21 protein-coding genes are annotated in these 23,977 nt (G+C 58.8%); 9 read left to right on the top strand and 12 right to left on the bottom strand.

Annotated features, from left to right (window positions below; genetic code table 11):
- The first annotated feature begins 48 nt into the window (after positions 1 to 48).
- Positions 49 to 393: a hypothetical protein gene (locus BCA01S_RS10570; protein WP_027776862.1), complete on the top strand. Its 345-nt coding sequence runs from the start codon at positions 49 to 51 to the stop codon at positions 391 to 393.
- A 90-nt stretch (positions 394 to 483) separates the two neighbouring features.
- Here the strand turns inward: BCA01S_RS10570 and BCA01S_RS38470 are convergent, their stop codons facing one another.
- The 3 genes from BCA01S_RS38470 to mnmE all read right to left on the bottom strand — a co-directional run bounded on the left by BCA01S_RS38470 (position 484) and on the right by mnmE (position 3,662).
- Positions 484 to 645: a hypothetical protein gene (locus tag BCA01S_RS38470; protein WP_167455746.1), complete on the bottom strand. Its 162-nt coding sequence runs from the start codon at positions 643 to 645 to the stop codon at positions 484 to 486.
- A gap of 242 nt (positions 646 to 887) precedes the next feature.
- Entirely contained in the window at positions 888 to 2,099 is a 1,212-nt protein-coding gene (locus BCA01S_RS10560; RefSeq protein ID WP_027776861.1) for a tyrosine-type recombinase/integrase, read from the bottom strand.
- A 168-nt stretch (positions 2,100 to 2,267) separates the two neighbouring features.
- A complete protein-coding gene (mnmE, locus tag BCA01S_RS10555) occupies positions 2,268 to 3,662 on the bottom strand; it encodes a tRNA uridine-5-carboxymethylaminomethyl(34) synthesis GTPase MnmE (RefSeq protein ID WP_027776860.1) in 1,395 nt (464 codons plus the stop codon).
- 369 nt (positions 3,663 to 4,031) lie between these two features.
- Here mnmE and BCA01S_RS10550 point away from each other — a divergent pair, with 369 nt between their 5' ends.
- On the top strand, positions 4,032 to 4,439 hold the full coding sequence (locus BCA01S_RS10550) for a transcriptional regulator (protein ID WP_027776859.1): 408 nt from the start codon (positions 4,032 to 4,034) through the stop codon (positions 4,437 to 4,439).
- Positions 4,440 to 4,553: 114 nt separating this feature from the next.
- Here BCA01S_RS10550 and yidC read toward each other — a convergent pair whose 3' ends face one another.
- The 4 genes from yidC to rpmH all read right to left on the bottom strand — a co-directional run bounded on the left by yidC (position 4,554) and on the right by rpmH (position 7,232).
- Positions 4,554 to 6,212: a membrane protein insertase YidC gene (gene yidC / locus BCA01S_RS10545; protein WP_027776858.1), complete on the bottom strand. Its 1,659-nt coding sequence runs from the start codon at positions 6,210 to 6,212 to the stop codon at positions 4,554 to 4,556.
- A gap of 30 nt (positions 6,213 to 6,242) precedes the next feature.
- Positions 6,243 to 6,473 (bottom strand): membrane protein insertion efficiency factor YidD, encoded by a 231-nt coding sequence (yidD, locus tag BCA01S_RS37055; RefSeq protein WP_006050604.1) that lies wholly within the window; start codon positions 6,471 to 6,473, stop codon positions 6,243 to 6,245.
- Positions 6,474 to 6,585: 112 nt separating this feature from the next.
- The gene (locus tag BCA01S_RS10540) at positions 6,586 to 7,083 is read right to left on the bottom strand and encodes a ribonuclease P protein component (RefSeq protein ID WP_027776857.1); all 498 of its coding nucleotides are present in this window, start codon (positions 7,081 to 7,083) and stop codon (positions 6,586 to 6,588) included.
- A 14-nt stretch (positions 7,084 to 7,097) separates the two neighbouring features.
- Positions 7,098 to 7,232 carry a 50S ribosomal protein L34 gene (gene rpmH / locus BCA01S_RS10535; RefSeq protein ID WP_004198824.1) on the bottom strand — a complete coding sequence of 45 codons (135 nt, stop codon included), beginning with the start codon at positions 7,230 to 7,232 and terminating at the stop codon, positions 7,098 to 7,100.
- Between the two features lie 383 nt (positions 7,233 to 7,615).
- Between rpmH and dnaA the strand changes: the two genes are divergently transcribed.
- From dnaA to gyrB, 3 genes are all read left to right on the top strand, one after another.
- Positions 7,616 to 9,244: a chromosomal replication initiator protein DnaA gene (gene dnaA, locus BCA01S_RS10530; protein WP_027776856.1), complete on the top strand. Its 1,629-nt coding sequence runs from the start codon at positions 7,616 to 7,618 to the stop codon at positions 9,242 to 9,244.
- Between the two features lie 227 nt (positions 9,245 to 9,471).
- Positions 9,472 to 10,575 (top strand): DNA polymerase III subunit beta, encoded by a 1,104-nt coding sequence (dnaN, locus tag BCA01S_RS10525; protein WP_020067348.1) that lies wholly within the window; start codon positions 9,472 to 9,474, stop codon positions 10,573 to 10,575.
- A 113-nt stretch (positions 10,576 to 10,688) separates the two neighbouring features.
- The gene (gyrB, locus tag BCA01S_RS10520; protein WP_027776855.1) at positions 10,689 to 13,160 is read left to right on the top strand and encodes a DNA topoisomerase (ATP-hydrolyzing) subunit B; all 2,472 of its coding nucleotides are present in this window, start codon (positions 10,689 to 10,691) and stop codon (positions 13,158 to 13,160) included.
- A gap of 260 nt (positions 13,161 to 13,420) precedes the next feature.
- Here the strand turns inward: gyrB and BCA01S_RS10515 are convergent, their stop codons facing one another.
- A complete protein-coding gene (locus tag BCA01S_RS10515; protein ID WP_027776854.1) occupies positions 13,421 to 13,645 on the bottom strand; it encodes a hypothetical protein in 225 nt (74 codons plus the stop codon).
- A gap of 102 nt (positions 13,646 to 13,747) precedes the next feature.
- Here BCA01S_RS10515 and BCA01S_RS10510 point away from each other — a divergent pair, with 102 nt between their 5' ends.
- Positions 13,748 to 17,797, top strand: coding sequence for a helix-turn-helix domain-containing protein (locus tag BCA01S_RS10510; protein WP_042318405.1), 4,050 nt, complete (start codon positions 13,748 to 13,750; stop codon positions 17,795 to 17,797).
- Between the two features lie 514 nt (positions 17,798 to 18,311).
- Here the strand turns inward: BCA01S_RS10510 and BCA01S_RS39020 are convergent.
- Positions 18,312 to 18,461, bottom strand: coding sequence for a transposase (locus tag BCA01S_RS39020; RefSeq protein ID WP_244145986.1), 150 nt, complete (start codon positions 18,459 to 18,461; stop codon positions 18,312 to 18,314).
- A gap of 17 nt (positions 18,462 to 18,478) precedes the next feature.
- On the opposite strand from BCA01S_RS39020, the gene BCA01S_RS39015 reads away from it, so the two are divergent.
- Positions 18,479 to 18,679: a hypothetical protein gene (locus BCA01S_RS39015; protein ID WP_244145987.1), complete on the top strand. Its 201-nt coding sequence runs from the start codon at positions 18,479 to 18,481 to the stop codon at positions 18,677 to 18,679.
- Here the strand turns inward: BCA01S_RS39015 and BCA01S_RS37045 are convergent.
- Positions 18,592 to 19,179, bottom strand: a complete 588-nt coding sequence (locus BCA01S_RS37045; protein ID WP_084166851.1) for a YdcF family protein — start codon at positions 19,177 to 19,179, stop codon at positions 18,592 to 18,594. The genes BCA01S_RS39015 and BCA01S_RS37045 overlap by 88 nt on opposite strands.
- Before the next feature lie 6 nt (positions 19,180 to 19,185).
- On the opposite strand from BCA01S_RS37045, the gene BCA01S_RS10490 reads away from it, so the two are divergent.
- On the top strand, positions 19,186 to 19,509 hold the full coding sequence (locus tag BCA01S_RS10490) for a hypothetical protein (protein WP_027776850.1): 324 nt from the start codon (positions 19,186 to 19,188) through the stop codon (positions 19,507 to 19,509).
- On the opposite strand, the gene BCA01S_RS10485 is transcribed toward BCA01S_RS10490, so the two are convergent.
- Together BCA01S_RS10485 and BCA01S_RS39740 are read right to left on the bottom strand one after the other, a co-directional pair.
- Positions 19,501 to 20,271, bottom strand: a complete 771-nt coding sequence (locus BCA01S_RS10485) for a peptidoglycan recognition protein family protein (protein ID WP_027776849.1) — start codon at positions 20,269 to 20,271, stop codon at positions 19,501 to 19,503. The two genes, BCA01S_RS10490 and BCA01S_RS10485, sit on opposite strands and share 9 nt — an antisense overlap.
- A 2-nt stretch (positions 20,272 to 20,273) precedes the next feature.
- A complete protein-coding gene (locus BCA01S_RS39740; protein WP_244145982.1) occupies positions 20,274 to 20,663 on the bottom strand; it encodes a hypothetical protein in 390 nt (129 codons plus the stop codon).
- Between the two features lie 490 nt (positions 20,664 to 21,153).
- Here BCA01S_RS39740 and BCA01S_RS10475 point away from each other — a divergent pair, with 490 nt between their 5' ends.
- Positions 21,154 to 23,943 (top strand): type VI secretion system Vgr family protein, encoded by a 2,790-nt coding sequence (locus tag BCA01S_RS10475; RefSeq protein ID WP_027776848.1) that lies wholly within the window; start codon positions 21,154 to 21,156, stop codon positions 23,941 to 23,943.
- The last annotated feature ends 34 nt before the right edge of the window (positions 23,944 to 23,977 follow it).

The raw sequence follows: 23,977 nt of genomic DNA, 5'->3' as shown, positions 1-23,977 counted from the left end.
CGCGCGTAGCCGACAATTCGTTCCATGCCTGAACGGCGGGAGCGAAAAATGAAAAAGTTAGCAGTGGCATTGGTGATGGTGGGCAGCTTGAGCGTCGCTGGACAAGCGTCGGCTCATGGCCATGGCGGTGGCGGCGGCGATGTAGTGGGTGCACTGATCGGCGGCGCGGTGCTCGGCGCGGTCGTGACGTCGATATTGAATCCTGCGCCCGCGGTGGCCTATCAACAACCGGTCTATGCGCAGCCTGTCTATGCACAGCCGGTGTACCAGCCGGCACCGGCCTATGCGGGCCCGCCCCCGGGCTACTGCTACGATCAGTACCAGCGCGGCTATGTGGCGTGCGGAGCCCCGCAGCAGCAGTACGAATACGGTGAGCCTGCGCCCAGGTGGTAAATGGTAGGCGCGCCGTAACTGCACGCTGCAGACAGAAAGGCCGTCGCTCACTGCGACGGCCTTTTGTTTTGACGCCGCAAGGCGCGGGCTTCAGTGCCTGTGATGCAGCCACTCGGCGTAATGCGTATCGAGCCAGCGCTCGAGCTTTGGCGGTCCCGCCTTGTGGTGGTAGCGCGAGGCCGCCCAGATTGCTCCGCCGACCAGCAGCATCACGGTCGGCCCAAGCAGGTAAGCGATCAACGATTCAGACATGGCAGCCTCCACGAAAAGGTTGCATCGTTGCTCCAGTGTAGGCGATCAGTCGCAGGAGAGAAGCGCCGCGTGAAGCGAGGGCATGGCTTGGCGCTTTCGTGCTAGTGGCGATGTATCAGTAACCTCGTGAAATACGCTCGTCTCTTTCCGGTAAGGTAGATTCGAGTGGGGCGCCGTGTCTTTGTGTACCTAAAACTGCAGGCCACGAGCATTCCGCTTTTACGTGCGTCCTGCTCGTTCGATCAGCCCGCGCCCACCGCTCTTTTCCGCGCTGCGTCAAGCTCTGCATCGACGAAATCCGCCCATTGCTGCGCGATTTGCCGCTGCGCGGCCGGATCGGATTCAGGCTTGCCTTGCGACTCGCTTTGTCGCGTTTGCGCTGATGTTTTGTCCTGTTGTGCATGCCCGGTCATCTCGCGCAGATGGGCCCATGCGGTTCGACGGAAGTCGTGAAGAACGAAATGTTCGACTTCCAGGCCAAGCGCCTTCACCGCCTGGTTGAGCGTGCTCTTTGCAATCGGCCGGTCGTCGCCCCTTACGCTCCGAAAGACGAAGGTTTTGCTTGCTCGCGTGCGGTGCAACTGTTGCAACATCGCGACCGCTTGCTGAGGCAGGTAGACGATCCGATCCGAATCTTGATGCAGACGCGCGGCGGAGATGCGCCACAGCGCACGGTCGAGATCGAACTCGTCCCACGTCGCCTCCACGAGGTCGGATTTGCGTACCATCGTCAGCGCCAGCAGATGCAGCGCCATCTTGAGCGGCTGGCGGATGCTCGACGTTTCGATCGAATGCAGCATCGTGCCGATCTCCTCGCCGGAAAGCACGCGAGTGCGGCTCTCGAAGGTGGCGATGGAGCGCGCCGGCACGACTTCCGCCGGGTTCGCGGTTGCCAGCTGGCGAGCGATCAGATACTCGTAGAGACGCTTGATGACGTTGCGGGTATGCAGCGCCATCTTCGGTGAGCCGCGGCTTTTGATCGCCTCGCAGATGGCGACGACGTGCTCCGCGGTCACCGCCTTGACCCGCATGCCGCCGATTGCGGGCAACACGTCTTTATCGAGCGCGCGGCGCGTGGTGCGTCGATATTCATCCGACTTCCCGGCCATCTCTGTCGCCATATAAAGCTCGGCTGCTTCACGCAGGACGTCGGCTTTCGCTTCGGCCCCGCGGTCGCGGCGCGCAGTGGCGACGGGCGAAATGCCTTGCGCGACGAGCTCCGCGTACTTCTGCGCCTTCGCTCGGGCAACGCGCAGCGAAATCATCCGGTAATCGCCGATGGTCGCAAGCGGCTGGCGCTTGCCGTTCAGCGAATAGCGGAAGCGCCAGACCTTCGTGCCTGTGGTCATCACTTCGATCACAAGGCCGTTGCCGTCGGCGACGCTGTAGCGGGCGGCGCGGGGTTCAAGTGCGCGTATCTGCGATTCGGTGAGCGGGGCGGCTAGGCGAGGCATGTTGTAGTGGTGGGTACGCGACAGAGCGAGTTTAAACTGTCTGCGTTTGTGTACCAAGATGAAGTGCGTTATTGGTCTACAAAGCGCGCTGATCCGTCTCGCCTTACCGCGCTCAAGCGACCTAGAGTCGCGGTTTTCAGCATTTTGAGGCGGTTTGCATGCCCGCTCCTACTTGCCGATACAAAACCTGCTGAAAATCACTCCCAACAGGTCGTCGGAACTGAATTCGCCGGTGATCGAATTAAGCTGGTCCTGCGCGAGTCTCAGTTCTTCGGCGAAAAGATCGAGCGCCTGCGAGTTCTGATCGGCGTGCGCGGCGGCCGTCGCAAGGTGGTCCTGCGCGGCGCGTAGTGCAATCAAATGACGTTCACGCGCAAGGTAAACGCTCTCGGCGCCTGCCTGCCAACCGGCGATGCGCAGGAGTTCGTCGCGCAACAAGCTCACGCCGTCCCCTTGCTTCGCCGACAGCCGGACTTCGCTAAGGTCGAGATCGGCATCGAGCGCGCGAGCCTCGGGCGGCAGGCCGACAAGGTCCGTCTTGTTCAGCACGCGCACGACCGGAACACCGGCCGGAAAGCGCCCGGCGATGGTTTCGTCTTCCACGGTCATGCCCGTGCGCGCATCCAGCAGATGCAGCACCACGTCCGCGCGCTCTATCTCGCTCCATGTCCGCGCAATGCCGATTTTCTCGACTTCGTCTTCGGTATCGCGCAGGCCGGCGGTGTCGATTACGTGCAGCGGAATGCCTTCGATCTGGATGGTCTGTGCGACCTTGTCACGCGTCGTGCCCGCAATCGGCGTGACGATGGCGAGTTCAGCGCCGGCAAGTGCATTGAGCAACGAAGATTTGCCGACGTTCGGCTGACCGGCCAGCACCACCGACAATCCGTCGCGCAGCAACGCACCTTGCCGTGCCTCGGCGAGCACGTGCGCGAGGCGCTCGCGAATGCGCGTGAGCTTGCCGCGGGCGTCGGCAGCTTCGAGGAAATCGATCTCTTCTTCGGGGAAGTCGAGCGTTGCTTCGACCAGCATGCGCAGCGTGATCACTTCTTCGACCAAAGCATGAATGTCGCGCGAGAACGTTCCGTCGAGCGAACGACCTGCGGAGCGCGCGGCGGCCTCGGTGCTCGCTTCGATCAGATCGGCCACCGCTTCGGCCTGCGCGAGGTCCAGCTTGTCGTTCAGAAACGCGCGGCGGGTGAACTCGCCGGGCTCGGCAAGCCGCAGGCCGAATCCGCGCCCGGCGTCGATGCAACGTTGCAGCAACAGTTGCAGCACGACCGGGCCGCCATGTCCTTGCAACTCGAGCACGTGTTCGCCGGTGTACGAATGCGGCGCGGGAAAGTAAAGCGCAATGCCGCGATCGAGCGCGTTGCCGCCGTCGTCGAAAAAAGGCACATAACTCGCGTGACGAGGCGCGAGTGCTTGTCCGGTCAGCACCTGCATCAGCGGCTGCGCCGCGGCCTCGCCCGCGCGTCCAAATGAAATGCGCACGACGCCGATGCCTCCTCGGCCGGGCGCGGTGGCAATGGCGACGATGGGATCGGAATCGGTGGTCAGCATGAGTGAGGCGGCGAAATCGGAAGAGTGGGGCAGGGCGGCGCGGACATTTCCGGGGCGCCGGGCATTGTAACGCGGGCTATGTGCCGGCCGGTCTGCGCGTCGCCTGACCGTCAGAACGTGCTTTCCAGGTCGACGTTGAGATTGATCCTAAACAAGCTAGGATTTTTACTTGATGTATAGGACGGATCCAGACTCAACGGGAACACGGTGCCGTGCACACGCACGTCCCACATGGAAAAGTCGCAAAAATTGACATTTCGCTGAATCGCCGTCGCGCTGCGGTACGCAAGCTAAAATTATCTCAAATACGTTCAACATGAGCCTGATCAGTTGTCAACTGGGAGGACGCTGAATTGCACAATCTGGCCCATGCCAACCCCGAAAGAAAAAGCTGCCTTCTCGAAGAGGCTAAAGGAAACATTGGAGCCGCTGAAGATTCGCGGCGGGACCAAGCTCGCCGAACAGTTCAACCTTCGCTATCGCGGTGACCGTCCGGTTACTCCACAAACCGCGCACAAGTGGCTCACGGGTACGACGATCCCAAAGCCCGATAAGTTGCGCACGCTCGCCGAGTGGTTGAACGTGAAGGAGCATTGGCTGCACTACGGGCCTTCGCCCGGTGCAAGCGCCAGACCGATGGCCCGGGGCGAGAAATATCCGCCGTCGCAGGAAACGATTGAACTGGCTTCGAAGATCGAGTCGTTGACGCCGAAAGACCGTTTTCTCGTCGAAGAAATGATTGTGCGCTTCTACGGCGAGGATACCGAAGAAGAGTAGCGCGTGCGCCGTTTGCCCACGCAGATCGCATGAAAAAAGCCGCCCGGTTCGTTTGAACCGGGCGGCTTCATTTTTGCAGGTGAGTCGAGTTACCCTCAGCGCTTCATGCAGGTATCAGGCCGGCTTCGCCTTCGACTGACCCATCATGCGCGTGATGTAGTACTGCTGCGCGATCGACAGCACGTTGTTCACGACGTAGTACAGCACCAGACCGGCCGGGAAGAAGAAGAACATAACCGAGAACGCAATCGGCATGAACATCATCATCTTCGCCTGAACGGGGTCCGGCGGCGTCGGGTTGAGCTTCGTCTGCAGGAACATGGAAACAGCCATCAGTACGGGCAGGATGAAGAACGGGTCCTGCTGCGACAAGTCGTGAATCCACAGAATCCAAGGCGCGCCGCGCATTTCGACCGACGACAGCAGCACCCAGTACAGCGAGATGAACACCGGAATCTGGACCACGACCGGCAGACAGCCGCCGAACGGGTTCACCTTCTCGGTTTTGTAGAGCTCCATGAGCGCGGCGTTCATCTTTTGCGGATCGCCCTTGAAGCGTTCGCGCAGCGCCTGCATGCGCGGGGTGATCGCCTTCATACGCGCCATGGACTTATAGCTTGCGGCCGACAGCGGGAAGAACACTGCCTTGATCAACAGCGTGAGCAGCACGATCGCCCAGCCCCAGTTGCCGACATAGCTGTGGATCTTTTCGAGCAGCCAGAAAAGCGGCTTCGCGATGATCGTCACCCAGCCGTAGTCCTTCACCAGTTCGAGACCCGGCGCGATGCCTTCGAGCATGCGCTCTTCTTCCGGACCGGCGAAGAGGCGCGCGGACACGTCGACCGTCTGGCCCGGCGCGATGGCCGCAACCGGCTGCTTGACACCAACGCGATACAGCGTCGGATCGATCTTCTCGACGTAGATGTCGCGCTTCACGCCCTGCTGCGGAATCCACGCCGACGCGAAGTAATGCTGCACCATCGCGATCCAGCCGTTGTCGGCTTGCTTCGTGAAGTCTTCCTTGTTCTTGTCGATGTCGCCGAACGTCATCTTCTGGAAGTGGTGCTGGTCGGTGTAGACAGCCGGGCCGATGAACGTGTGCGAGAAGCGCGGCGTTTCCACCGGCTGATCGTCACGCACCAGTTCCATATAGACCGACGGGCTCACCGGCGCGGTGCCGACGTTCTGGATCTTCGTATCGACGCCGATCACATAGCTGCCGCGGGTGAACGTGTAGGTCTTGATGACCTTCAGCCCGCCCTTAACCGGCGACTCGAAGCTGATCCGGAACGATTTGGCGTCGCCCGTCAGGTCGTGCGGCTGGTTGGGCAGCGGCGTGAAGATGTCGTTGTGATTCGGGAAATCGCCGCCGAGCAGACCCGTACGCGCCAGATACGTGTGATTCGCGGTGCGGTCGAACAGCGTGATGACGAGATCCGGCTGCTTGCCATCGCCTTGCTTGACGAGCGACAGCTTCGACAGCGTGCCGCCGCGAGTGTCGATCTCGCCGCTATAGACGTCGGTGCTGAACTTGACGAGTTGCGATTGCGTGGCGGCCGGCGTGTTGGCCGGCGCTGCTGCGTTGGTGGCCGGCAAATCGGCGGGCTGGGTTCCCGGCGTCGTGGTTCCCGGTGCTGCGCTACCGACCGTCCTGGTCGGCGTGGCGCTCGGGAAGAACATCGACGGGCGTCCGTGGTCGCGTTGCCAGTTGTCGAACAGCATGACCGCTGACATGAAGAAGATGACCCATAGGACGGTGCGTTTGATATCCATGCGTTGTCTCAGTGTCGATGGAACGGCGCGTCAGCGCTTTTCAGAAGTGGGAGGCGGGACGAGATCGATGCCTCCCGCGGAAAACGGGTGGCAACGGCAAATACGCCTGGCGGCGAGATAAGTCCCGCGCGCGGCGCCATGATACTGGATTGCTTCGCGCGCGTAATCAGAACAGGAAGGGTAAAAACGGCACCGATTGCCGAGCATTGGACTCACGGCAAGCTTGTAAAAACGCAGTAAAGCGATGAGTACCGTTTGCATGTCTGGTGCGGCCGGACAGCGCCGCGCAACGTGAAGTACCGGACGACACCCGCTGTTCAAGGCTGCCGGTGCTACTGCAGCCTGAGGGAAAAAGCGGGCGGTCACCTGAGCGTCATTCCGTCTTGGGCGCGTCCGCGGGCGGCGCCTGACGACGGGCAATTTCGCGTGCTGCCTTGTCGAGCAACGACTCGATTTCACCGCGACACAACGCCTTTAACGGCGACGACGCGGCGCTCGGCAAAGCCTTTTTGTCGAAGCGCGTGTGCAAACGCAGCAGCACGTCCCAACCGCCGAATTCCGCGCGACGCACCCGAAAGGCTTCGCGCGCGACTCGACGTACCAGATTACGCGTGGCCGCGCGCGGCGCATACTTCTTGCCGATCACGAGGCCGAGGCGAGCCTCGTTGCCGGTAGGCCGGCCGTACACCACGAAGTGCGCAGTGCGGCGCCACGGGCGCAAACGAAAAACGGATGAAAATTCATCCGTTTTCAGTAGCCTTGCGGCTTTGGGGAAGGCGGCTTGCGCTCGCAACGGTACCGAGCCCTGCTGCGGCGCCTCTGCCGGTCCCGCTTCGCCACCGGTCTTGCCCGGTACGGACAGAGCGCGCAATCCGCTCGCCTGCCTTAGATGGCGAGGCGCTTGCGGCCCTTCGCGCGACGTGCGTTGATGACCTTGCGGCCGCCAGCGGTCTTCATGCGAACGCGGAAGCCGTGGGTACGCTTGCGACGGGTAACGGAAGGTTGGTAAGTACGTTTCATGTTGCTCTCACTTGATCGAAAAAAAACCGCGCGATCATCGCTGAAAGCGCAATGGCCGGAGGTTTGCTGAATTGGTTTTCGCGGAACCCGCTATTTAAACCCGTTTTTCGTTGACCGTCAATACTTTAGCCGGTGCCGTCCGGGCGCGCGGTGCGTTTGCAGAGTTGATCCGTCCCTGTGGATAACTCACTTCCGGCTCCCGTTTGGCGTTAGAATCTCGCCTTACTTCCCAAAAATGATGCACGCCGCTCCGGCTCGCTTGCCCGCAAATCCTTTGTGGCACAGGCGCCTGGGGCTGTTACGCCTGGCTGCTTCGGGCCTTGTTGCGTGCGCGCGACGGGGGCACCGGCGAACCTCGTGCACACCATAACGACAGCAACTCGATGAACGAATTCTGGCAACACTGTTCCGCATTGCTGGAGCGTGAACTCACGCCCCAGCAGTACGTGACGTGGATCAAACCGTTGGCCCCGGTCGCCTTCGACGCCGCTGCGAACACGCTCAGCATTGCTGCGCCGAACCGCTTCAAGCTCGACTGGGTCAAGAGCCAGTTCTCCGGCCGCATCGCGGATATGGCCCGCGATTTCTGGCAAACCCCGGTCGACGTGCAATTCGTACTGGACCCGAAAGCCGGCATGCGCGCCCCTGCGGCAGCCGCGCCGGCTGCGCCGCGTCCAGCTTCGGCGCCTCATTCCATGGGAGGGAGCGCGAGCAATGGCGCCGCCGTGGACGCGGCCGTTGGCGCGGTACAAGCGGCGCACGCCGCGCGCGCGAACGGCGCCGACAGCGCCAACAGCGCGATGGCGAACCTCAACGCGAACGCCCGCGCGGCAGCTGAGCACAATGCAAACGCTCGCGCCACAGCCGAAGATTCCGCCGACCTCGACCTGCCGAGCCTCGACGCGAACGAAGCCGCGGCCGCGCGCCGCACATGGCGTCCGGGCCAGAGCGCGAGCTCCAATGGCAACGGCGACAACGACTCGATGTACGAGCGCTCCAAGCTGAACCCGGTCCTGACTTTCGACAACTTCGTGACCGGTAAGGCCAACCAGCTGGCGCGTGCGGCGGCGATTCAGGTCGCGGACAATCCCGGCATCTCGTACAACCCGCTGTTCCTGTACGGCGGGGTGGGCCTCGGCAAGACCCACCTGATCCACGCAATCGGCAACCAGCTTCTGATGGACAAGGCCGGCGCGCGGATCCGCTACATTCACGCGGAACAGTACGTGTCGGACGTCGTAAAGGCGTATCAGCGAAAGGCGTTCGACGACTTCAAGCGCTACTACCACTCGCTGGACCTGCTGCTGATCGACGATATTCAGTTCTTTTCGGGCAAGTCGCGCACGCAGGAGGAGTTCTTCTACGCGTTTGAGGCGCTGGTCGCGAACAAGGCGCAGGTCATTATCACCAGCGACACGTATCCGAAGGAAATTTCGGGTATCGACGACCGTCTCATTTCGCGCTTCGATTCCGGCTTGACGGTGGCGATCGAGCCACCTGAGCTCGAGATGCGCGTCGCGATTCTAATGCGCAAGGCGCAATCGGAATTCGTGAGCCTCAATGAAGACGTCGCGTTTTTCGTTGCCAAGCATCTGCGCTCCAACGTGCGTGAACTCGAAGGCGCGCTGCGCAAAATTCTGGCGTACTCGAAGTTCCACGGCCGCGAAATCACTATCGAACTGACGAAAGAAGCGCTGAAAGATCTGTTGACGGTGCAGAACCGCCAGATCTCCGTGGAAAACATTCAGAAGACCGTGGCGGACTTTTACAGCATCAAGGTCGCGGACATGTATTCGAAAAAGCGGCCGGCGAACATCGCGCGGCCGCGGCAGATCGCCATGTATCTCGCGAAAGAGCTCACGCAGAAGAGCTTGCCGGAAATCGGCGAGTTGTTCGGCGGACGCGACCACACCACGGTGCTGCACGCGGTGCGAAAAATCGCCGACGAGCGCAGCAAGGACGCTCAACTAAACCACGAGCTGCACGTGCTGGAGCAGACGCTGAAGGGCTGAGCGGCGGCGACGGAAAAATCGACCTGTTTATTTCGTAACTCGCCCCCATTTTAGTGAGGCGGTTCCTTTTTCAGGCACAATACAGGTTTAACCGCCCGGCGGCCGCGGGCGGATTTCACGCCGTGACGGGCGCTGCGTGGCGCCGGCGGGGAGCTGCGGTTGCGTGCCGGAAAAATGCCCAAAAGGGCTGAAAGGCGCGTGGGCCGTTATATCAACGAAGGAACTCTATGCAACTGGTCAAGACCGAACGCGATAACCTCCTCAGGCCGCTGCAAACCGTGAGCGGCATCGTCGAACGCCGCCATACGTTGCCGATCCTCGCCAATTTGCTGATTACCAAGAATGGCCCGGACGTGTCGTTCCTGTCGACCGACCTGGAGTTGCAGATCACCACGCGCGCCGATTTCGGCGTGGGCGGCGATTCGGTGGCGACCACGGTGGCAGCGCGAAAGCTCCTCGACATTCTGCGCGCCATGCCCGACGGCCAGGTCACGCTTACGCTGAATGACAAGCGTCTGACGGTGCAATCCGGCAAGAGCCGCTTCGCACTGCAAACGCTGGCTGCAGACGAGTTCCCAACGGTCGCGCAAGCTAAAGACTACGGCGCGAGCCTCGTGGTTCCGCAAAAGACGTTCCGCCAGTTGCTCGGCATGGTCCATTTTTCAATGGCCCAGCAGGACATTCGCTACTACCTGAACGGCATGCTGCTGGTAGTAGACGGCGACCAGTTGATGGCGGTCGCAACCGACGGCCACCGCCTCGCGTTTTCGTCGATGAAGATCGAAGGTGCGTTCGCGCGCCAGGAAGTGATCATTCCGCGAAAGACGATTCTGGAGTTGCAGCGTCTCCTGGAAGACATCGACGACACGCTGAACATCGACATCGCGCAAACGCAGGTGAAATTCACGTTCGGTCAGGTCGAACTGGTGTCGAAACTGGTGGAAGGAAAATTCCCCGACTTCCAGCGTGTGATTCCGAAGTCGCATAAAAACCAGTTCGTGATCGGCCGCGAAGAACTGCAGCGTTCGCTGCAACGCGCGGCGATTTTGACGTCGGACAAATTCAAGGGCGTGCGCTGCATTATCGAGCCGGGCCAGTTGAAGATCATGTCGACCAACGCCGATCAGGAAGAGGCGCAAGAAGAACTGGAAATCGCGTACGACGGCGACAGCGTCGATATCGGGTTCAACGTCACGTATCTGCTCGACGTGCTGGCGAACCTGAAGGTCGACATGTTGCAAGTGAGCCTTGGCGACGCCAGCTCCAGCGCGTTGATCACGATTCCCGAGAACGACGAATTCAAATACGTCGTGATGCCAATGCGCATCTAACGCGTCCAAAAACCAGAACACACCAAGGGGCGCAGCGCCCCTTTGGCGTTTTTATGGCATTTTGAAAAGTCCCGAGCAGCAACCCAGCAGTAATGCAGAACCGGAAAAAATCCATGACTGAAACGAACAATACGCAACCCGACAACAGCTACGGCGCCTCGTCCATCCAGATCCTCGAAGGTCTGGAGGCGGTGCGCAAGCGGCCGGGGATGTACATCGGGGATACATCGGATGGCACTGGTTTGCACCACCTCGTGTTCGAAGTGCTCGACAACTCGATCGACGAAGCGTTGGCCGGATACTGCAACGACATTCAGGTGATCATTCACGCTGACAACTCCATCTCGATCACCGACAACGGCCGCGGCGTGCCGACCGGCTTGAAGATGGACGACAAGCACGAGCCGAAGCGCAGCGCCGCCGAAATCGTGATGACCGAACTGCATGCCGGCGGCAAGTTCGACCAGAACAGCTACAAGGTGTCGGGCGGCCTGCACGGCGTGGGCGTGTCGTGCGTGAACGCATTGTCCGCATGGCTGCGTTTGACGGTTCGCCGCGACGGCAAGAAGCACTTCATGGAATTCCACCGTGGCGTGCCGCAGAATCGCGTGATCGAAGAGATCGGCGGCATCGCGGTGTCGCCTATCCAGGTGGTGGGCGAGACCGAAAATCGCGGCACCGAAGTGCATTTCATGGCCGACGAGACGATCTTCGGCAACGTCGAATATCACTACGACATTCTGGCCAAGCGGATTCGCGAGCTGTCGTTTCTGAATAACGGCGTGCGGATTCGCCTGACCGATCAGCGTTCGGGCAAGGAAGACGATTTCGCGTTTGTCGGCGGCGTAAAGGGTTTTGTCGAGTACATCAACAAAACCAAGAGCGTGCTGCATCCGACCATTTTCCACGTGAGCGGCGAGAAGGACGGCGTGGGCGTGGAAGTGGCGATGCAGTGGAACGACAGCTACAACGAAAACGTGCTCTGCTTCACGAATAACATTCCGCAGCGCGACGGTGGCACGCACTTGACCGGCTTGCGCGCAGCGATGACGCGCGTGTTGAACAAGTACATTGCCGATCACGAAGTTGCGAAGAAAGCGAAGGTCGAGACGTCGGGCGACGACATGCGCGAGGGGCTTTCATGCGTGCTGTCGGTGAAGGTGCCGGAGCCGAAGTTCAGCGCGCAGACGAAGGACAAGCTGGTGTCGTCCGAAGTGCGCGCGCCGGTGGAAGATGTGGTCGCGAAAGCGCTCGAAGAATTCCTGCTTGAGACGCCGAACGACGCGAAGATTATCTGTAGCAAGATCGTCGACGCAGCGCGTGCACGCGATGCGGCTCGCAAGGCGCGTGAGATGACGCGTCGCAAGGGCGTGCTCGATGGCGTTGGTTTGCCGGGCAAGCTCGCGGATTGTCAGGAAAAGGATCCGGCGAAGTCGGAGATTTACATCGTCGAGGGTGATTCGGCAGGTGGGTCGGCTAAGCAGGGCCGCGACCGGAAGTTTCAGGCGATTTTGCCGCTGCGCGGCAAGGTGCTCAACGTGGAGAAGGCGCGTTACGACAAGCTGCTTTCTTCGGAGCAGATTGTGACGCTGATTACCGCGTTGGGTTGCGGTATCGGCAAAGAAGATTACAACCTCGACAAGCTGCGTTATCACCGCATCATCATCATGACGGACGCGGACGTGGACGGCGCGCACATCCGGACACTGCTGCTGACGTTCTTCTATCGGCAAATGCCGGAGATGATCGAGCGCGGGTATATCTATATCGCGCAGCCGCCGCTGTACAAAATCAAGGCGGGTAAGGACGAGCGGTATTTGAAGGACGAGAACGAGGTCAATGCTCACATTCTGAAGCTCGCGTTGCAAGGGTCGGAATTGTTGCCTTCTGAAAATGGCACGGCAATTACCGGCGATGCATTGGGCGAATTGGCACGTGCCTATCTGCTTGCGCAGGCGGTGGTCAACCGGTTGAGCAGGCTGTATGACGCTGGAGCGCTTGAGGCTGTGATGGATGGCGTTGTCATCGATCTCTCTAGCGAAGATGCCGCTGAGGTTTCGGCGAAAGCGCTCGAGGCTAAGCTGCGGGACGACGCGCTGAAGCCTGAAGTCACCGTTACGACGATGTATGACCCGGTGCGCGAGTTGCGGTCGTTGCGCGTGGCGAGGACGCATCACGGGAATCAGAAGGTTTCGGTGCTGGACGAAGAGTTTCAGCTGACGGCTGATTACCAGCAACTGGTCAATACCGCTAATACATTCAAGGGATTGATCGGTGCTGGTGCTGTTATCAAGCGCGGTGAGCGGAGTATGGCTGTTAGCGACTTCAAGTCTGCGATGAAGTGGTTGTTGGCCGATGCTGAGCGTAACGTTTCCAAGCAGCGCTATAAGGGGCTTGGTGAGATGAATCCCGGCCAGCTCTGGGAGACGACTATGGATCCGGCTGTGCGTCGTTTGCTGAGAGTGCAGATCGAAGATGCTATTGCGGCTGATGGGATCTTTACTACGCTCATGGGGGATGATGTGGAGCCGCGGCGGGCGTTTATCGAGTCTAATGCGCTTAGGGCGGGGAATATTGATGTTTGAGGGTGGTGTAGCGGGAACCATAACCTGAGATTTTGGGAAGCATCCATTGAGACATTTATCGATGGGTGTACTTCGATAGCTCACGTTGATGGCATCCGCCGAGTCAAACACCAACTCCGCAAGAACAACGGCCGCCTCATCGAGGTGGCCAGCTGTTGCCATTTACGCCGAAGAAATGTCATGCCGAACTTCGAGCAGGCCCTCGTTCTTGAGTAAGGCGAGGTGAACATTAAGTTCGTTGCGTAGAACCTTCCTTGTGGCTATACGAGAATGCGCGCGAGCATTCGAGCGACAAGTCCGACCATACTGCCGGCGGGCGCGCAAAGCGCGAGCGTGACGAGGCCTGCCACCGTGACCAAGCGGCAACCGACAATGCAAAGGTCGCGTGACACGAGCGCGTTGCGGCGCTCGCGGTCATCCTGGAACTCGCAGTACGGGTCGTCGGCGAAGCGCGGCGTGGAGCATTCCTTCTGCGGTGCGAGCATGAGTTGTGCGCCATAGCGCCTCCTGCAATATTGAATTTCACGGACCGATATGCGTGACGCTATGGCACACTTATTTGTGTGTACGTGAAAAGGTACAATTAAATTAAGGCGACCCGCACATCCGCTCTGTATCCGGCCTTTGGCGAACTACTAGCTCGACTTCGCGTTGCCGCTGGATACACCAAGCAGCAAGAGCTGGCGAGCGCTCTTGCTGTCACCGAGCAGTCGGTGAGCCGTTGGGAGAAGGGGCTCGCGCGCCCGCGGTCGAACGACATCCCGGCACTGGAACGGTTGGTGCGCGCCAAGGAAAACGAACTCCTAGTGGCCGCCGGCTACCAAGCAGGACCGCCGGACACTCGTGCCGAGACCGCCACCTCGCACGACCGGCCTCTGCCGCTTTCCGCCCTGCCGCCGGAGACGTTTGAGAGCTTCTGCGCCGCCCTCTTGCACCGGATGTACAAGCTCCGCGGAGGCACAGTGCAGCGCTATGGGGGCACCGGTCACAAGCAGCACGGCATCGACATCTTCGCCACCGGTCCGTTTGGCACCCACTCGTTTCAGTGCAAGCGCGTCAATGAGTTCGGCCCTCAGAAGGTCCATACTGCGGTGGCCGAGCAGACCTACGTCGCAGACCTTAAGGTGCTCCTGCTGTCCAGCGTTGCGAGCCCAAGTTCCCGCGATGCGATGGCAACGCACGCTGGCTGGGAGTTGTGGGACCGAGAGGACATCACCCGACGGCTTCACGACCTGCCGTTGGTCGACCGCCTGGACCTGGTCGACCGTTACTTCAGTGGCCAGCGCCTCGACCTGCTTGGCATTGATGAGGCTGGCCCTATTCAGAGTCCCGAGGACTTCTTCAAGCCATTTCTGGTCTCCGACCGCTTCTTCAACCATTCCTGGGCGCTCGTCGGTCGCAACGAGGAAGTCTCACAGGTGGTTGACTGCGTCCAAGACGACTCCGTCGTTCTAACGTGCCTCGTCGGTGCTCCCGGGGCTGGCAAGAGTCGCGTTCTACGCGAGGTGACCCAACGGCTTGCGCAGAGCACGCCCCTGCATGTTCGGTTTTTGTCGCCAACTGAAGAGGTCAAGGCCCACCATCTGGACAGGCTGCGCGACAGCAGAGGCGCCGTGACGCTCCTCGTCGTCGATGATGCTCACGAACGCGAAGACCTCGGCATCCTCCTCAGGTACGCCGCCGTTCCCGAGCACCACACGCGATTGCTCCTATCACTTCGCCCCTATGGGAAAGAGGCGCTACGGCTACAAGCTGCCGACGTAAGCCTCTCTGGGCCTCTGGTCCGATTTGCTGACATGCGTCCGCAGACTCGGGAGCAAGCTCAAGCACTGGCCGAATCCGTCCTGGCCGAATGCAAGGTGTCACCAGCAGCGGCTGTCGAGATTGCGCGCGCGACGTACACCACGCCGCTCGCCACTGTCTTGGCAGCGCAGCTGGTCGCACGCGATGGTGTGTCGCTCGCGCTTCTTGGCAACGCAGAAGAGTTCCGCACCTATGTACTGAAAAGCCTTCAGGACGTAATCACCGTCGCCTTGGTTACGGGGCAGGACGTTCCAAGGCTTAGGGCAATCCTGCGCGTAATCGCACTTCTTCAACCCATCATTCCAGACGACGCGGGCTTGCTCAACATCCTGTTGAAAACCGAAGGAATAGAGCAGCCAGACGCCAGTCGCCTGATGCGACTTCTTGGAGAGGCCGGCGTGCTGTTCAAGCGGGGGCTTCGTTCGAGGCTTGCTCCCGACCTGTTGGCCGATGAAATCATTCGCTCGAACTACCTCAATGCGGATGGCACAGCCAACGAACGCGTCACCCAAGTCTTCGAGCTTGCCGGCACGGACCACCTGAAAACCTTGTTCGTCAATCTTGGCCGCCTGGACTGGCGACTGCGCGAGGGCAAGACAGACGACAGCGCGCTACTTACCAGTCTTGGTCCCAAGCTGCGTTGGGGTGGGCGGTACAGCAATCCTCACGTTGAAGCGGTCGAGGCCGTTGCGTACTACCAACCAAGATTTGCGCTGGACTTCGCCAAGCGGCTTATCGCCGAGGGGCATGGGGGCAACTCTTCTGTGTGCAACATGGTGCGCAACGCAGCGTACACCTACGACAACGTCCAAGAAGCATGCCAGCTGCTGTGGACTGCTGGACGCAACGATGCCCGAGCGCTTCACCAGCAGCCCAGCCACGGCATCCGAATTCTCAAGCAGCTGGCCCAATTTCAGTTGAATAAGCCCATCGAGTACGTGCGCGAGGTCGTTCGCTTCGCGCTCGCACTTCTGGAAAGGCCCGCCTCGCTCAAGACGACCTATACTCCCTTCGCCATTCTGGAGGGAGCGCTGTGCACTGAGATGGAGGCAAGGATCTCCTCTCGCCTGAGCATAACCATTACCCGCTATCAACTGCCGTTGGAATGGGCCCGAAAAGTCAGGGACGAAGTAACTGGTGCATTGCTAAAGTACCTGCGGGAGGGGCCTCCCCGGCGAGCGTTTCTCTCGGCGCAGACGATGGGCCAAGCCCTTCGGGGCCCGATGTACGGTGACACGTCCGACCATGCTTGGAAGCAACAGCAAGTGGAGCTGTTGCAAGAGATCAAGGCTGTTCTGAACGAAGTTCATGTGTTGCCCGTCGTCTTGGTTCGGCTCGCACAGTCCATCTCCTGGCATGCGTTTCATGGCAGGCCGGAGACCTCAGTTGAAGCTCAAGCCATCTTGGCCATGTTGAATAGAGACCTTCGGACTCGGCTCACACGCGCACTGGTAGATGGCTGGGGGACGGAGACATGGAAACTAAGTGAAGCTCTCGAACGCGAAGAGCACGTGAAGAACCGTCAACTTCTCACAGCAGACCTCATTGCTGCACTCCCTGAGCCAAGCAGCCTAATTGATGAACTGCATGCCTCCTTGGAGGAAATTACCACTGTCGCACACGACCAATATGGGTCACCGTTCCTTCTCGTGAGCCATCTACTGGCTTCGGTACCGGGCCTTGCGACCGAACTTCTCTTGAGGAACAACGAGGGCCGAGCTGGTCATCTGGAGCAGCACGTAGGCGCCGCACTGAGCGCGGTCGTTGAGGCGGGCGACTCCAGCCTCGTGAACGAATACGTCATCCGCTCTGAGGGGTCCGCCAAGGTGCTGGCGCAGCTTGCTGAGGCGTACACGAGGTTCGAACCCTCTCGTCCCTACACGCCCCAAGAAGTGGAGCTGTTCAAACGCATCTTTGAGTCAAAGGACCCGACAGTTTTGATGGTCGCGTCGAACCTCACCCGCCAACTGGCTAGCAGAAGTCCAGCATTGGCCGTCGAGCTCGTTTGTTTGGCGGACTTTGAGGTCAACGCGCGCGCAACTCACGACATGTTCATGTGGCTCTCTGGCGACAATGCCATTCCGGAGGCTGACGTCGCGACCAAGCGGAACGAGATGCTGCGGAAGCTGGTTGTGCTGAAGGAGCTAGACGACTACTGGGTGCGTGCGTTCCTCACAGCATCAATCAGGAAGGACCCAGTCTTGGTCGTCGCACTGGTCATGGCACGACTCGTGGAAGCGAAACGACGAAACGATTGGTCTTATAAGCCACTGAGAAAGGAGCACAACGGAGAGGGCTTGGGCCTGATGGAAGTCGAGGCCGGACCACGGCTACTTCGGGACTTCCTCGACTGTGCCCTCGAAGAGTCGGGCGACATTCCGACCGCACGGTGCATTGGCGAGGCAGTCTCTGGCCTTTGCGGAGAGTACGACCAAGCCCTACTCGACCTTCTGCTTGATTGGATGTCCTCGGGCACGGAGGCCCATGCCAGGCTGGTCGCCAGAGTGCTGCAAGAAAGCCAGCCAGCTCTCATCTATGAACATTCAAAGTTCATCCGCGACATCATTAACGCGAGTGAACTCATTGGTGAGGGAGCTGTGGATGAGATTCGCTCGGCAATCGCCGCGGCAACATATTCTGGTGTCCGTGGAGGAACTCCCGGGGAGCCATTCCCTGAGGACCTCAGGATGGAACAGCACTGTGAACAGATGTTGGCGTCACTAAGCCGAGCCGAACCAGCGTTCGACCTGTACGACGGACTGCTCAAGGACGCTCGCTATGCAATAGCGCGTCAGCGCAAGTCAAGGGAAGCTCTTGAAGAGGACGATGATTAGACGAGAGCCGAACCGAGACACGCCGGATGTAGGTAATGACCGAATGAGCGACCTGATTGGGAGAGGTCCGCTGTAGTAGTTCTATCGTGCAGCGACTTCCAAGTCTGAATGCGGAATATACGCGGCGAGCCTAGCTTCGCCCGCGTCGGTTATCCAGAACGTATCATCCGCACTGTCCCAACCGACCAGGTTGCATTGGTTGAGCAGGAACAACGCGTGATGTAGCAAATCCTGAGGATAACCGACCGGCTGATGTCTACGATACATTGGAGAAAGCATGCTCCGAATTAGATACTCTGGATGATGTTATCTATTTGGCGGTGATGGCAAAGGCGAAAGACGGCTTACCGAGAGACGGCAACGTAGAGTTTCGCAGTATCGCCGAAGACGCCGAGACACTTGATCTGACGAACGAGCAGCGCAAACAGATAACCAGGCAGGAGCGCGAGCGCGTGTAAGGGTACGCGAGCTCATAAATACCGCTGTCCGGTCGCGACCCGCGTCGGCGCGTCACTCAGCAGCAGGAGGGGAGGAGGCTCGTAGACGAAGCATGCTGCTCGGCAAGATATCGCCGCCGCCAGGTGTACAGCATGTTCGCGTGAATGCCATTCTCAGGGGCCAATCTCGCGACCGAGACGCCCGGCTCGCACGCTGCTGCCGCCAGCCAGTCGCGAAGCTGCCGTGGGTAATTCGGACGGCCTGCTCGACTACCATGCTTCTGGAGATTCTGACAAAGTGATGTCCATCAAATCGAAAATGATCGGCATTACTTTGCTGTGTATCGCAGCAACCGCCTACGACGGTGGGGACGAGCCGCTTACCTTAAAATCCACTCTGATGCAGTACCAGATGATCGCAGGAGTCTCCCGGATAGCCGAGTAAATATCGCGGATTTCAAAAAAACGGGGGTAGCTCCCGGCCACATGACTGATTCCAAATCTCTTTAAGGTGATGACAGCCCGTGGGACATGAAAATATTGCGTGACAACGAGAGCACTTTTCAGATGGTGCGTTTTCATATAGGCGCTAGCGTTTCTGGCGGTGTCCCACGTGTCAAGGCCCACGTTATCCATGACTATCCGGTCTTTGGGGATACCTCGACGGACAAGGTAATTTTCCATCGCCAGCGCTTCGTCGGTGCCTCGTTTGTCAATACCACCGCTCACTAATATCCGACGGCACATCCCATTCTCATAACATTGGCGCGCCCGATCCAGTCTTGCCGATAACCTGTTCGATGGGCTACCATCCGCATGAACTTCGTTACCAAAAACGATGGCAATGTCAGATTTTTGAGGTTTAAAGAGCAGTCCTATTGAGGCTACAACCAGCGAGGTAATTAACCAGACTCCGGCTATCCACTTCAATATTGAAATTAACATGCGAACATGAAAAAAGTCATCGGTCTGGTTGCGCTTCTAGTCGTTGCCTGGATTGCCATAAACACAAGCATCCCGAATCCGCCCAAGTCAAAAGTGTGCAGCGTAGAATGGTTTAGCTACGTGAGCCAGCACTATTTTGATATCTCCGATGGGCAAGGGCACGGGCCCGACCCAGGAAGTAGCGAGTGGTTGGGTTCAGTGGAATGGAAGGCAAAGCTCCCCATTCGCGGAAATCTTCCTGACGTCGAGCGGTGCGAACGGATCCAGCAACAGCTTGAGAGCCGTACCTTCATTATCAATAACGCGCTTGGGTTGGACATTTCACTTTGATGGAGCGGCTAAACCGAATGCGCTCCTCATTTGCGTAACCACTTGCATGCCATATTTTCCAGGGCATGCCCGTCCTTCGTGCCCTGGAGCAAGTAGCTGATATTCACGATGGCCACCCAGGGCCTTCAGATTGAAAAACTCTTTTAGCGTTTTAATAAGCGTGGTCAGCGCATCCATCTGAGCCTTGGTCGGCATTTCGTGGTCGAACGCCAGGGCGTCGCGCCCGATGTCCAACGTCCCCTTAAGTTTTTCCCACAGCGACTTCCGGCTGTATTCCTGCTGCCACGCCTCGCCGGCTTCAGCAAGATTCTCAAGAAGGACGATACCAAGTTTTCCCGTATTATCTCCCATCACGTGTGACCCAACGAAGCGCACATCTCTGGCTTCGAAAATCTCACCGTTGCAGGAGACCGCATAGTGATACCCAATGTCGTAAAAGCCATGCATGTCGTATTCCTGAGCCTTTTTCATCTGCTCGATGGCCCCTTGCTCGTTGACGGCGCATGAATAACTGTGGCCGGCATGATGGATGACCACATCGCTGTAATCCCAATGGGAAGGGGTCAAGGCGTCCCTTGGAGGCTTCGCGCCCCAGGATGAACGCTCTACGAGTGTGTAGCCTGACTTCTTCAACACGGTGATGATGGCTTGTCGGGTCGCTGCCCGGTCATTGACCGTCACCGCCACAATCTGGCCGGCCTTATAGTTGGCAACGGGATCGCCCTGCGACCAGTGTTCAGGTGTGTACTGATAGTCCGACATGATCAACCCTCCTGAACCTTGAGATTGCCAGTCGGCGCCTTGAACACGAGGTGAACCTGGATATCACTGCCTGGCCTGCCATCGATATCGGCAAAACCGCTTTCATCCGTCATGCCATGGCTCGTCTGCCCGTCAACGTTGGCGACGTATTGACGGTTTGCCAACGGCTCCTGCGTGTCACTATCTACGAACTGGAAGCGCCGTCCTAATTGCGGTCCGCCGTCCAGGTTTGGCTCAGCCTCGGCGTTGCCTGCACTTGGAGAGGAACTTGGCTTGCCGGCGTCATCGGAGCCGACCTCTTCCCACAGGCTCGAGAGCGAATTGATCAGGCGCGGCTTCTCTTCGCATGAACACATGCAGAGATCGTTGTTCAGCGCCGGCTGTTTGCCCATGAGCGTGGTCGGCCTCCTTGGCCCATCTCCTACAATGCGGCCCTTTGAGTTGCACTTAGGGCACTCAGCATAGTCACCTAGCATGACCAATGCCTTTCCCATATTAAGGCAACTGTTAGATGATGCGATCGCAATTCCGTCTGCGTTCGTCTTGTCGCCGTCAACAATGTTGTATCGAATCAAGGAACACTCCCGACCTTTGCTTAAGCGCAGGACTATAAACAGGAACTCAACGGGATGGAATCGAATTATTTCCAGAAAATTGCAGGTTTGACGGATTAGCAACTCCTTTGAAATGCCCTCTATTGTCAGCTGCAGAGCGCCAGTGCAAGCATAGAGCAAATTTTTCCGATACTCGTCTCGGATGGCCCGGGCAGAAGTTTTGTACCGATTTAACATTTGTTTTCCGGAACTGGATTGCGATATTAATATTATTTTATGTAGAATCGCGCGATGACGCGGCGGCGCGTGTTCAATAAGAAGAGGCGGTATGGGAGCGCAAGACCTGATTGGGGCGATTACCGGCGGACTCGCACAAAGTGACCGGCTACTGAAACTGGATAGCCCGCTTGGTGAAAATGTGTTGCTGCCGCAACGCCTTGTGGGAAATTCTCGAATTGGCCGTCACTTCGAGTTCACGCTTGATGTCGTCTCGACCAGCGACGGAATTGAACTCAAAAAACTGATCGCTCAGCCTGTAACCCTATGGATGCAGCAATCCGATCAGTCGTACGCTCCACACCATGGTTACGTGCATACTGCGCGGCGCCTGGGGTCTGACAGCGCCCTGACCAGTTATCAGATCGGATTCGCATCATGGATGCATTTTCTGCGGTTCCGAAAAGATGCGCGCATCTGGCAGGATAAATCGGTTGAAGAAATCCTGACGGATGTCTTCAACATGCATCCGCAGGCTCAGGGTGCATTTCGTTTTGCGTTGCGCAATCCGCTGCCGCAACGCTCCTTCTGCGTTCAATACGAGGACGACTGGAATTTCTGTCATCGCTTGATGGAGGCCGAAGGGCTATTCGGCTATTTTGAGCAGGCTGGAGACGGGAAGTCGCATACGCTGGTAATCACCGATAATCTCGATGCGCTGAAGCCACTGTCGCCGCAAGCGGTTGACTTCTACCGATCCGGCACTAGCAGTGAGACCGACGCGTTCGTGCAATGGAGCGGTACCCGCACGCTCCAGAGTACAACGCTCACGACGCGCACGTTCGACTACAAGGCGCCGTCATCGGCCGCAAATCCGAAGGGTACGACGATCCCCACGCTGACCACGCAAGGCAACCTGCCGTCGCAAGCCGAGGTGTATGAATACACCGGTGCGTATAGCTATGCGGAGCAGGCGCGCGGTGATCAGCTTTCCAAGGTGCGCATGGAAGAGTGGGAATCACGGGCAAAGCGATTTCATGGCGTGGGCGCGGTCCGACGCATCGCTGCCGGCCGATGGTTCGAACTCGCCGATCACCCGGATCATAGCCTTGGGAGTCAGCAGGAACGGCAGTTCGCGGTGATTGGCGTCGAATGGACGATCGAGAACAACCTGCCCGTCTCCAGCGGTACAACCGACTTCCCGCATAGCCTGAATAGCACTCTAGCCGCCGCACGAGCACAGCATGGCATGCAGGCGTTGATCATCAAATCAAGCAATGGAAGTGAAGGCTTCTTTATGGTGAGTGTGGAGGCACAGCGCCGGACAGTGCCCTACCGCAGCCCGCTGGAACATGCGAAACCGCCGATGCATCTGCAGACAGCGACCGTGGTTGGGCCTGCCAACCAGGAAGTCTTTACAGACACACTGAACCGGATCAAGGTTCGGATGCACTGGGATCGGCTGAACCCGGGCGACGGAACAGCGTCGTGCTGGATGCGCGTTTCGCATTCAAATGCTGGCGGTAGCTACGGCGCAGTCCACGTTCCGCGCATCGGCGAGGAAGTCATTGTGTCGTTTGTCGATGGCGACTGCGATCGACCTATCGTCACGGGACGCCTCTACAACGGCTCAAAGACCCCGGACTGGCATTCGAACGGAATCCTCTCCGGATACAAGTCGAAGGAGTACCAGGGCAGCGGATTCAACCAGATGGTGATGGACGATGCCACCGGACAGAACCGTGTCCAGTTGTATAGCAGCAGTACCAATGCGCAGTTGCACCTTGGATATCTGGTCAGTCAAACGGGCAACACCCGAGGCGCATATCTTGGGAGCGGGTTCGATCTCAAGTCGGACGCCTACGGCGCGGTCAGGGCCGGTCAGGGGCTTTACATATCGACCCACCCCACCACCGGCGCCGCAACCCAGCCGCTCGACGTTCGCAACGCAAACGCCCAATTGGTCAATTCGGAAAGCGTGATGGAATCGCTGTCGCAGTCGAGTGAGACTAATCAAGCCGGGAGTCTTAAGGATGGGTATGAATCGCTCAAAGCATTTACGGATGCGACCCAGAATAGCGTTTCCGGTGCGGCGGGGACAGGCGGCAACACCGCGGGCGGCGGGACTGGCAATGCGAACGTATTTAAGGAGCCGGTCATGTTGTTTGCGACCCCTGCAGGGATTGCGACATCGACGCAAAAGTCTGCACAGATTTCCGCGGATCAGCACATCAATCTGGTGAGCGGGCAGAGCACGCACATCGCATCAGGGAAATCGCTGCTTGCCAGCGTGACCGAGAAGATCAGCCTGTTCGTGCAAAACTCGGGAATGAAGCTCTTTGCGGCGAAAGGCAAAGTAGAGATCCGGGCACACTCGGACAACGTGGAAGTGACTGCCCAGAAGACCTTGAAGTTACTCTCGACGAGCGAGACGATCGAGGTCGCTTCGGCCAATGGGATTCTCCTGACCTCCGGCGGTGCGTATATCAAGATCGAAGGAGGCAACATCCAGATCCATGCACCGGGCACGGTCGACATCAAAGGCATCCAGCATTCGTTTGAAGGTCCTGCACGGACGAACTATTCGCTGCCGGACCTACCGCAATCTGGGCCAGCACAGTTCAGTCAGAAATTTGTGTTTCGTTCAATCGATGACGGAAAATCTGCTGCCGATGTGAGCTACGGCATGTTCGCTGTTCCTGCCGGCTCAACCACGGCGCAACGTGTACTGGCGGGGCTGTCCTCGGACTCTGGATCGGAACGCAAGATAAATCCCGAGAACACAGAGGCGGTAACGGTGCTCTATGGGCAAGGCGAATGGGGCACTTTATTCGATGCAGATATTGATCGTGAAGCAGAGGCTTCCAGTGGTTCATTCGACGAAGAAGACGGGGTTGCGTAACGATGGCGGAAGATAATCAATACACGGTCCAACC

The sequence above is a fragment of the Paraburkholderia caledonica NBRC 102488 genome (genome assembly GCF_000685095.1).
Classification (GTDB): domain Bacteria; phylum Pseudomonadota; class Gammaproteobacteria; order Burkholderiales; family Burkholderiaceae; genus Paraburkholderia; species Paraburkholderia caledonica.
Note: the sequence above shows the minus strand (reverse complement) of the source record. Positions and strands in the feature narration are given on the sequence as shown.

Excerpts from the sequence above, each read along its gene's own strand:
- yidC (WP_027776858.1), bottom strand. The coding sequence starts at position 6,212 with ATGGATATCAAACGCACCGTCCTATGGGTCATCTTCTTCATGTCAGCG.
- BCA01S_RS38470 (WP_167455746.1), bottom strand. The coding sequence starts at position 645 with ATGTCTGAATCGTTGATCGCTTACCTGCTTGGGCCGACCGTGATGCTG.
- rpmH (WP_004198824.1), bottom strand. The coding sequence starts at position 7,232 with ATGAAACGTACTTACCAACCTTCCGTTACCCGTCGCAAGCGTACCCAC.
- BCA01S_RS37045 (WP_084166851.1), bottom strand. The coding sequence starts at position 19,179 with ATGTTAATTTCAATATTGAAGTGGATAGCCGGAGTCTGGTTAATTACC.
- BCA01S_RS10570 (WP_027776862.1), top strand. The coding sequence starts at position 49 with ATGAAAAAGTTAGCAGTGGCATTGGTGATGGTGGGCAGCTTGAGCGTC.
- dnaA (WP_027776856.1), top strand. The coding sequence starts at position 7,616 with ATGAACGAATTCTGGCAACACTGTTCCGCATTGCTGGAGCGTGAACTC.
- BCA01S_RS10475 (WP_027776848.1), top strand. The coding sequence starts at position 21,154 with ATGGGAGCGCAAGACCTGATTGGGGCGATTACCGGCGGACTCGCACAA.
- BCA01S_RS10560 (WP_027776861.1), bottom strand. The coding sequence starts at position 2,099 with ATGCCTCGCCTAGCCGCCCCGCTCACCGAATCGCAGATACGCGCACTT.
- BCA01S_RS10485 (WP_027776849.1), bottom strand. The coding sequence starts at position 20,271 with ATGTCGGACTATCAGTACACACCTGAACACTGGTCGCAGGGCGATCCC.
- yidD (WP_006050604.1), bottom strand. The coding sequence starts at position 6,473 with ATGCAAACGGTACTCATCGCTTTACTGCGTTTTTACAAGCTTGCCGTG.
- mnmE (WP_027776860.1), bottom strand. The coding sequence starts at position 3,662 with ATGCTGACCACCGATTCCGATCCCATCGTCGCCATTGCCACCGCGCCC.
- dnaN (WP_020067348.1), top strand. The coding sequence starts at position 9,472 with ATGCAACTGGTCAAGACCGAACGCGATAACCTCCTCAGGCCGCTGCAA.
- BCA01S_RS10550 (WP_027776859.1), top strand. The coding sequence starts at position 4,032 with ATGCCAACCCCGAAAGAAAAAGCTGCCTTCTCGAAGAGGCTAAAGGAA.
- BCA01S_RS39740 (WP_244145982.1), bottom strand. The coding sequence starts at position 20,663 with ATGGGCAAACAGCCGGCGCTGAACAACGATCTCTGCATGTGTTCATGC.
- BCA01S_RS10490 (WP_027776850.1), top strand. The coding sequence starts at position 19,186 with ATGAAAAAAGTCATCGGTCTGGTTGCGCTTCTAGTCGTTGCCTGGATT.
- BCA01S_RS10515 (WP_027776854.1), bottom strand. The coding sequence starts at position 13,645 with ATGCTCGCACCGCAGAAGGAATGCTCCACGCCGCGCTTCGCCGACGAC.
- gyrB (WP_027776855.1), top strand. The coding sequence starts at position 10,689 with ATGACTGAAACGAACAATACGCAACCCGACAACAGCTACGGCGCCTCG.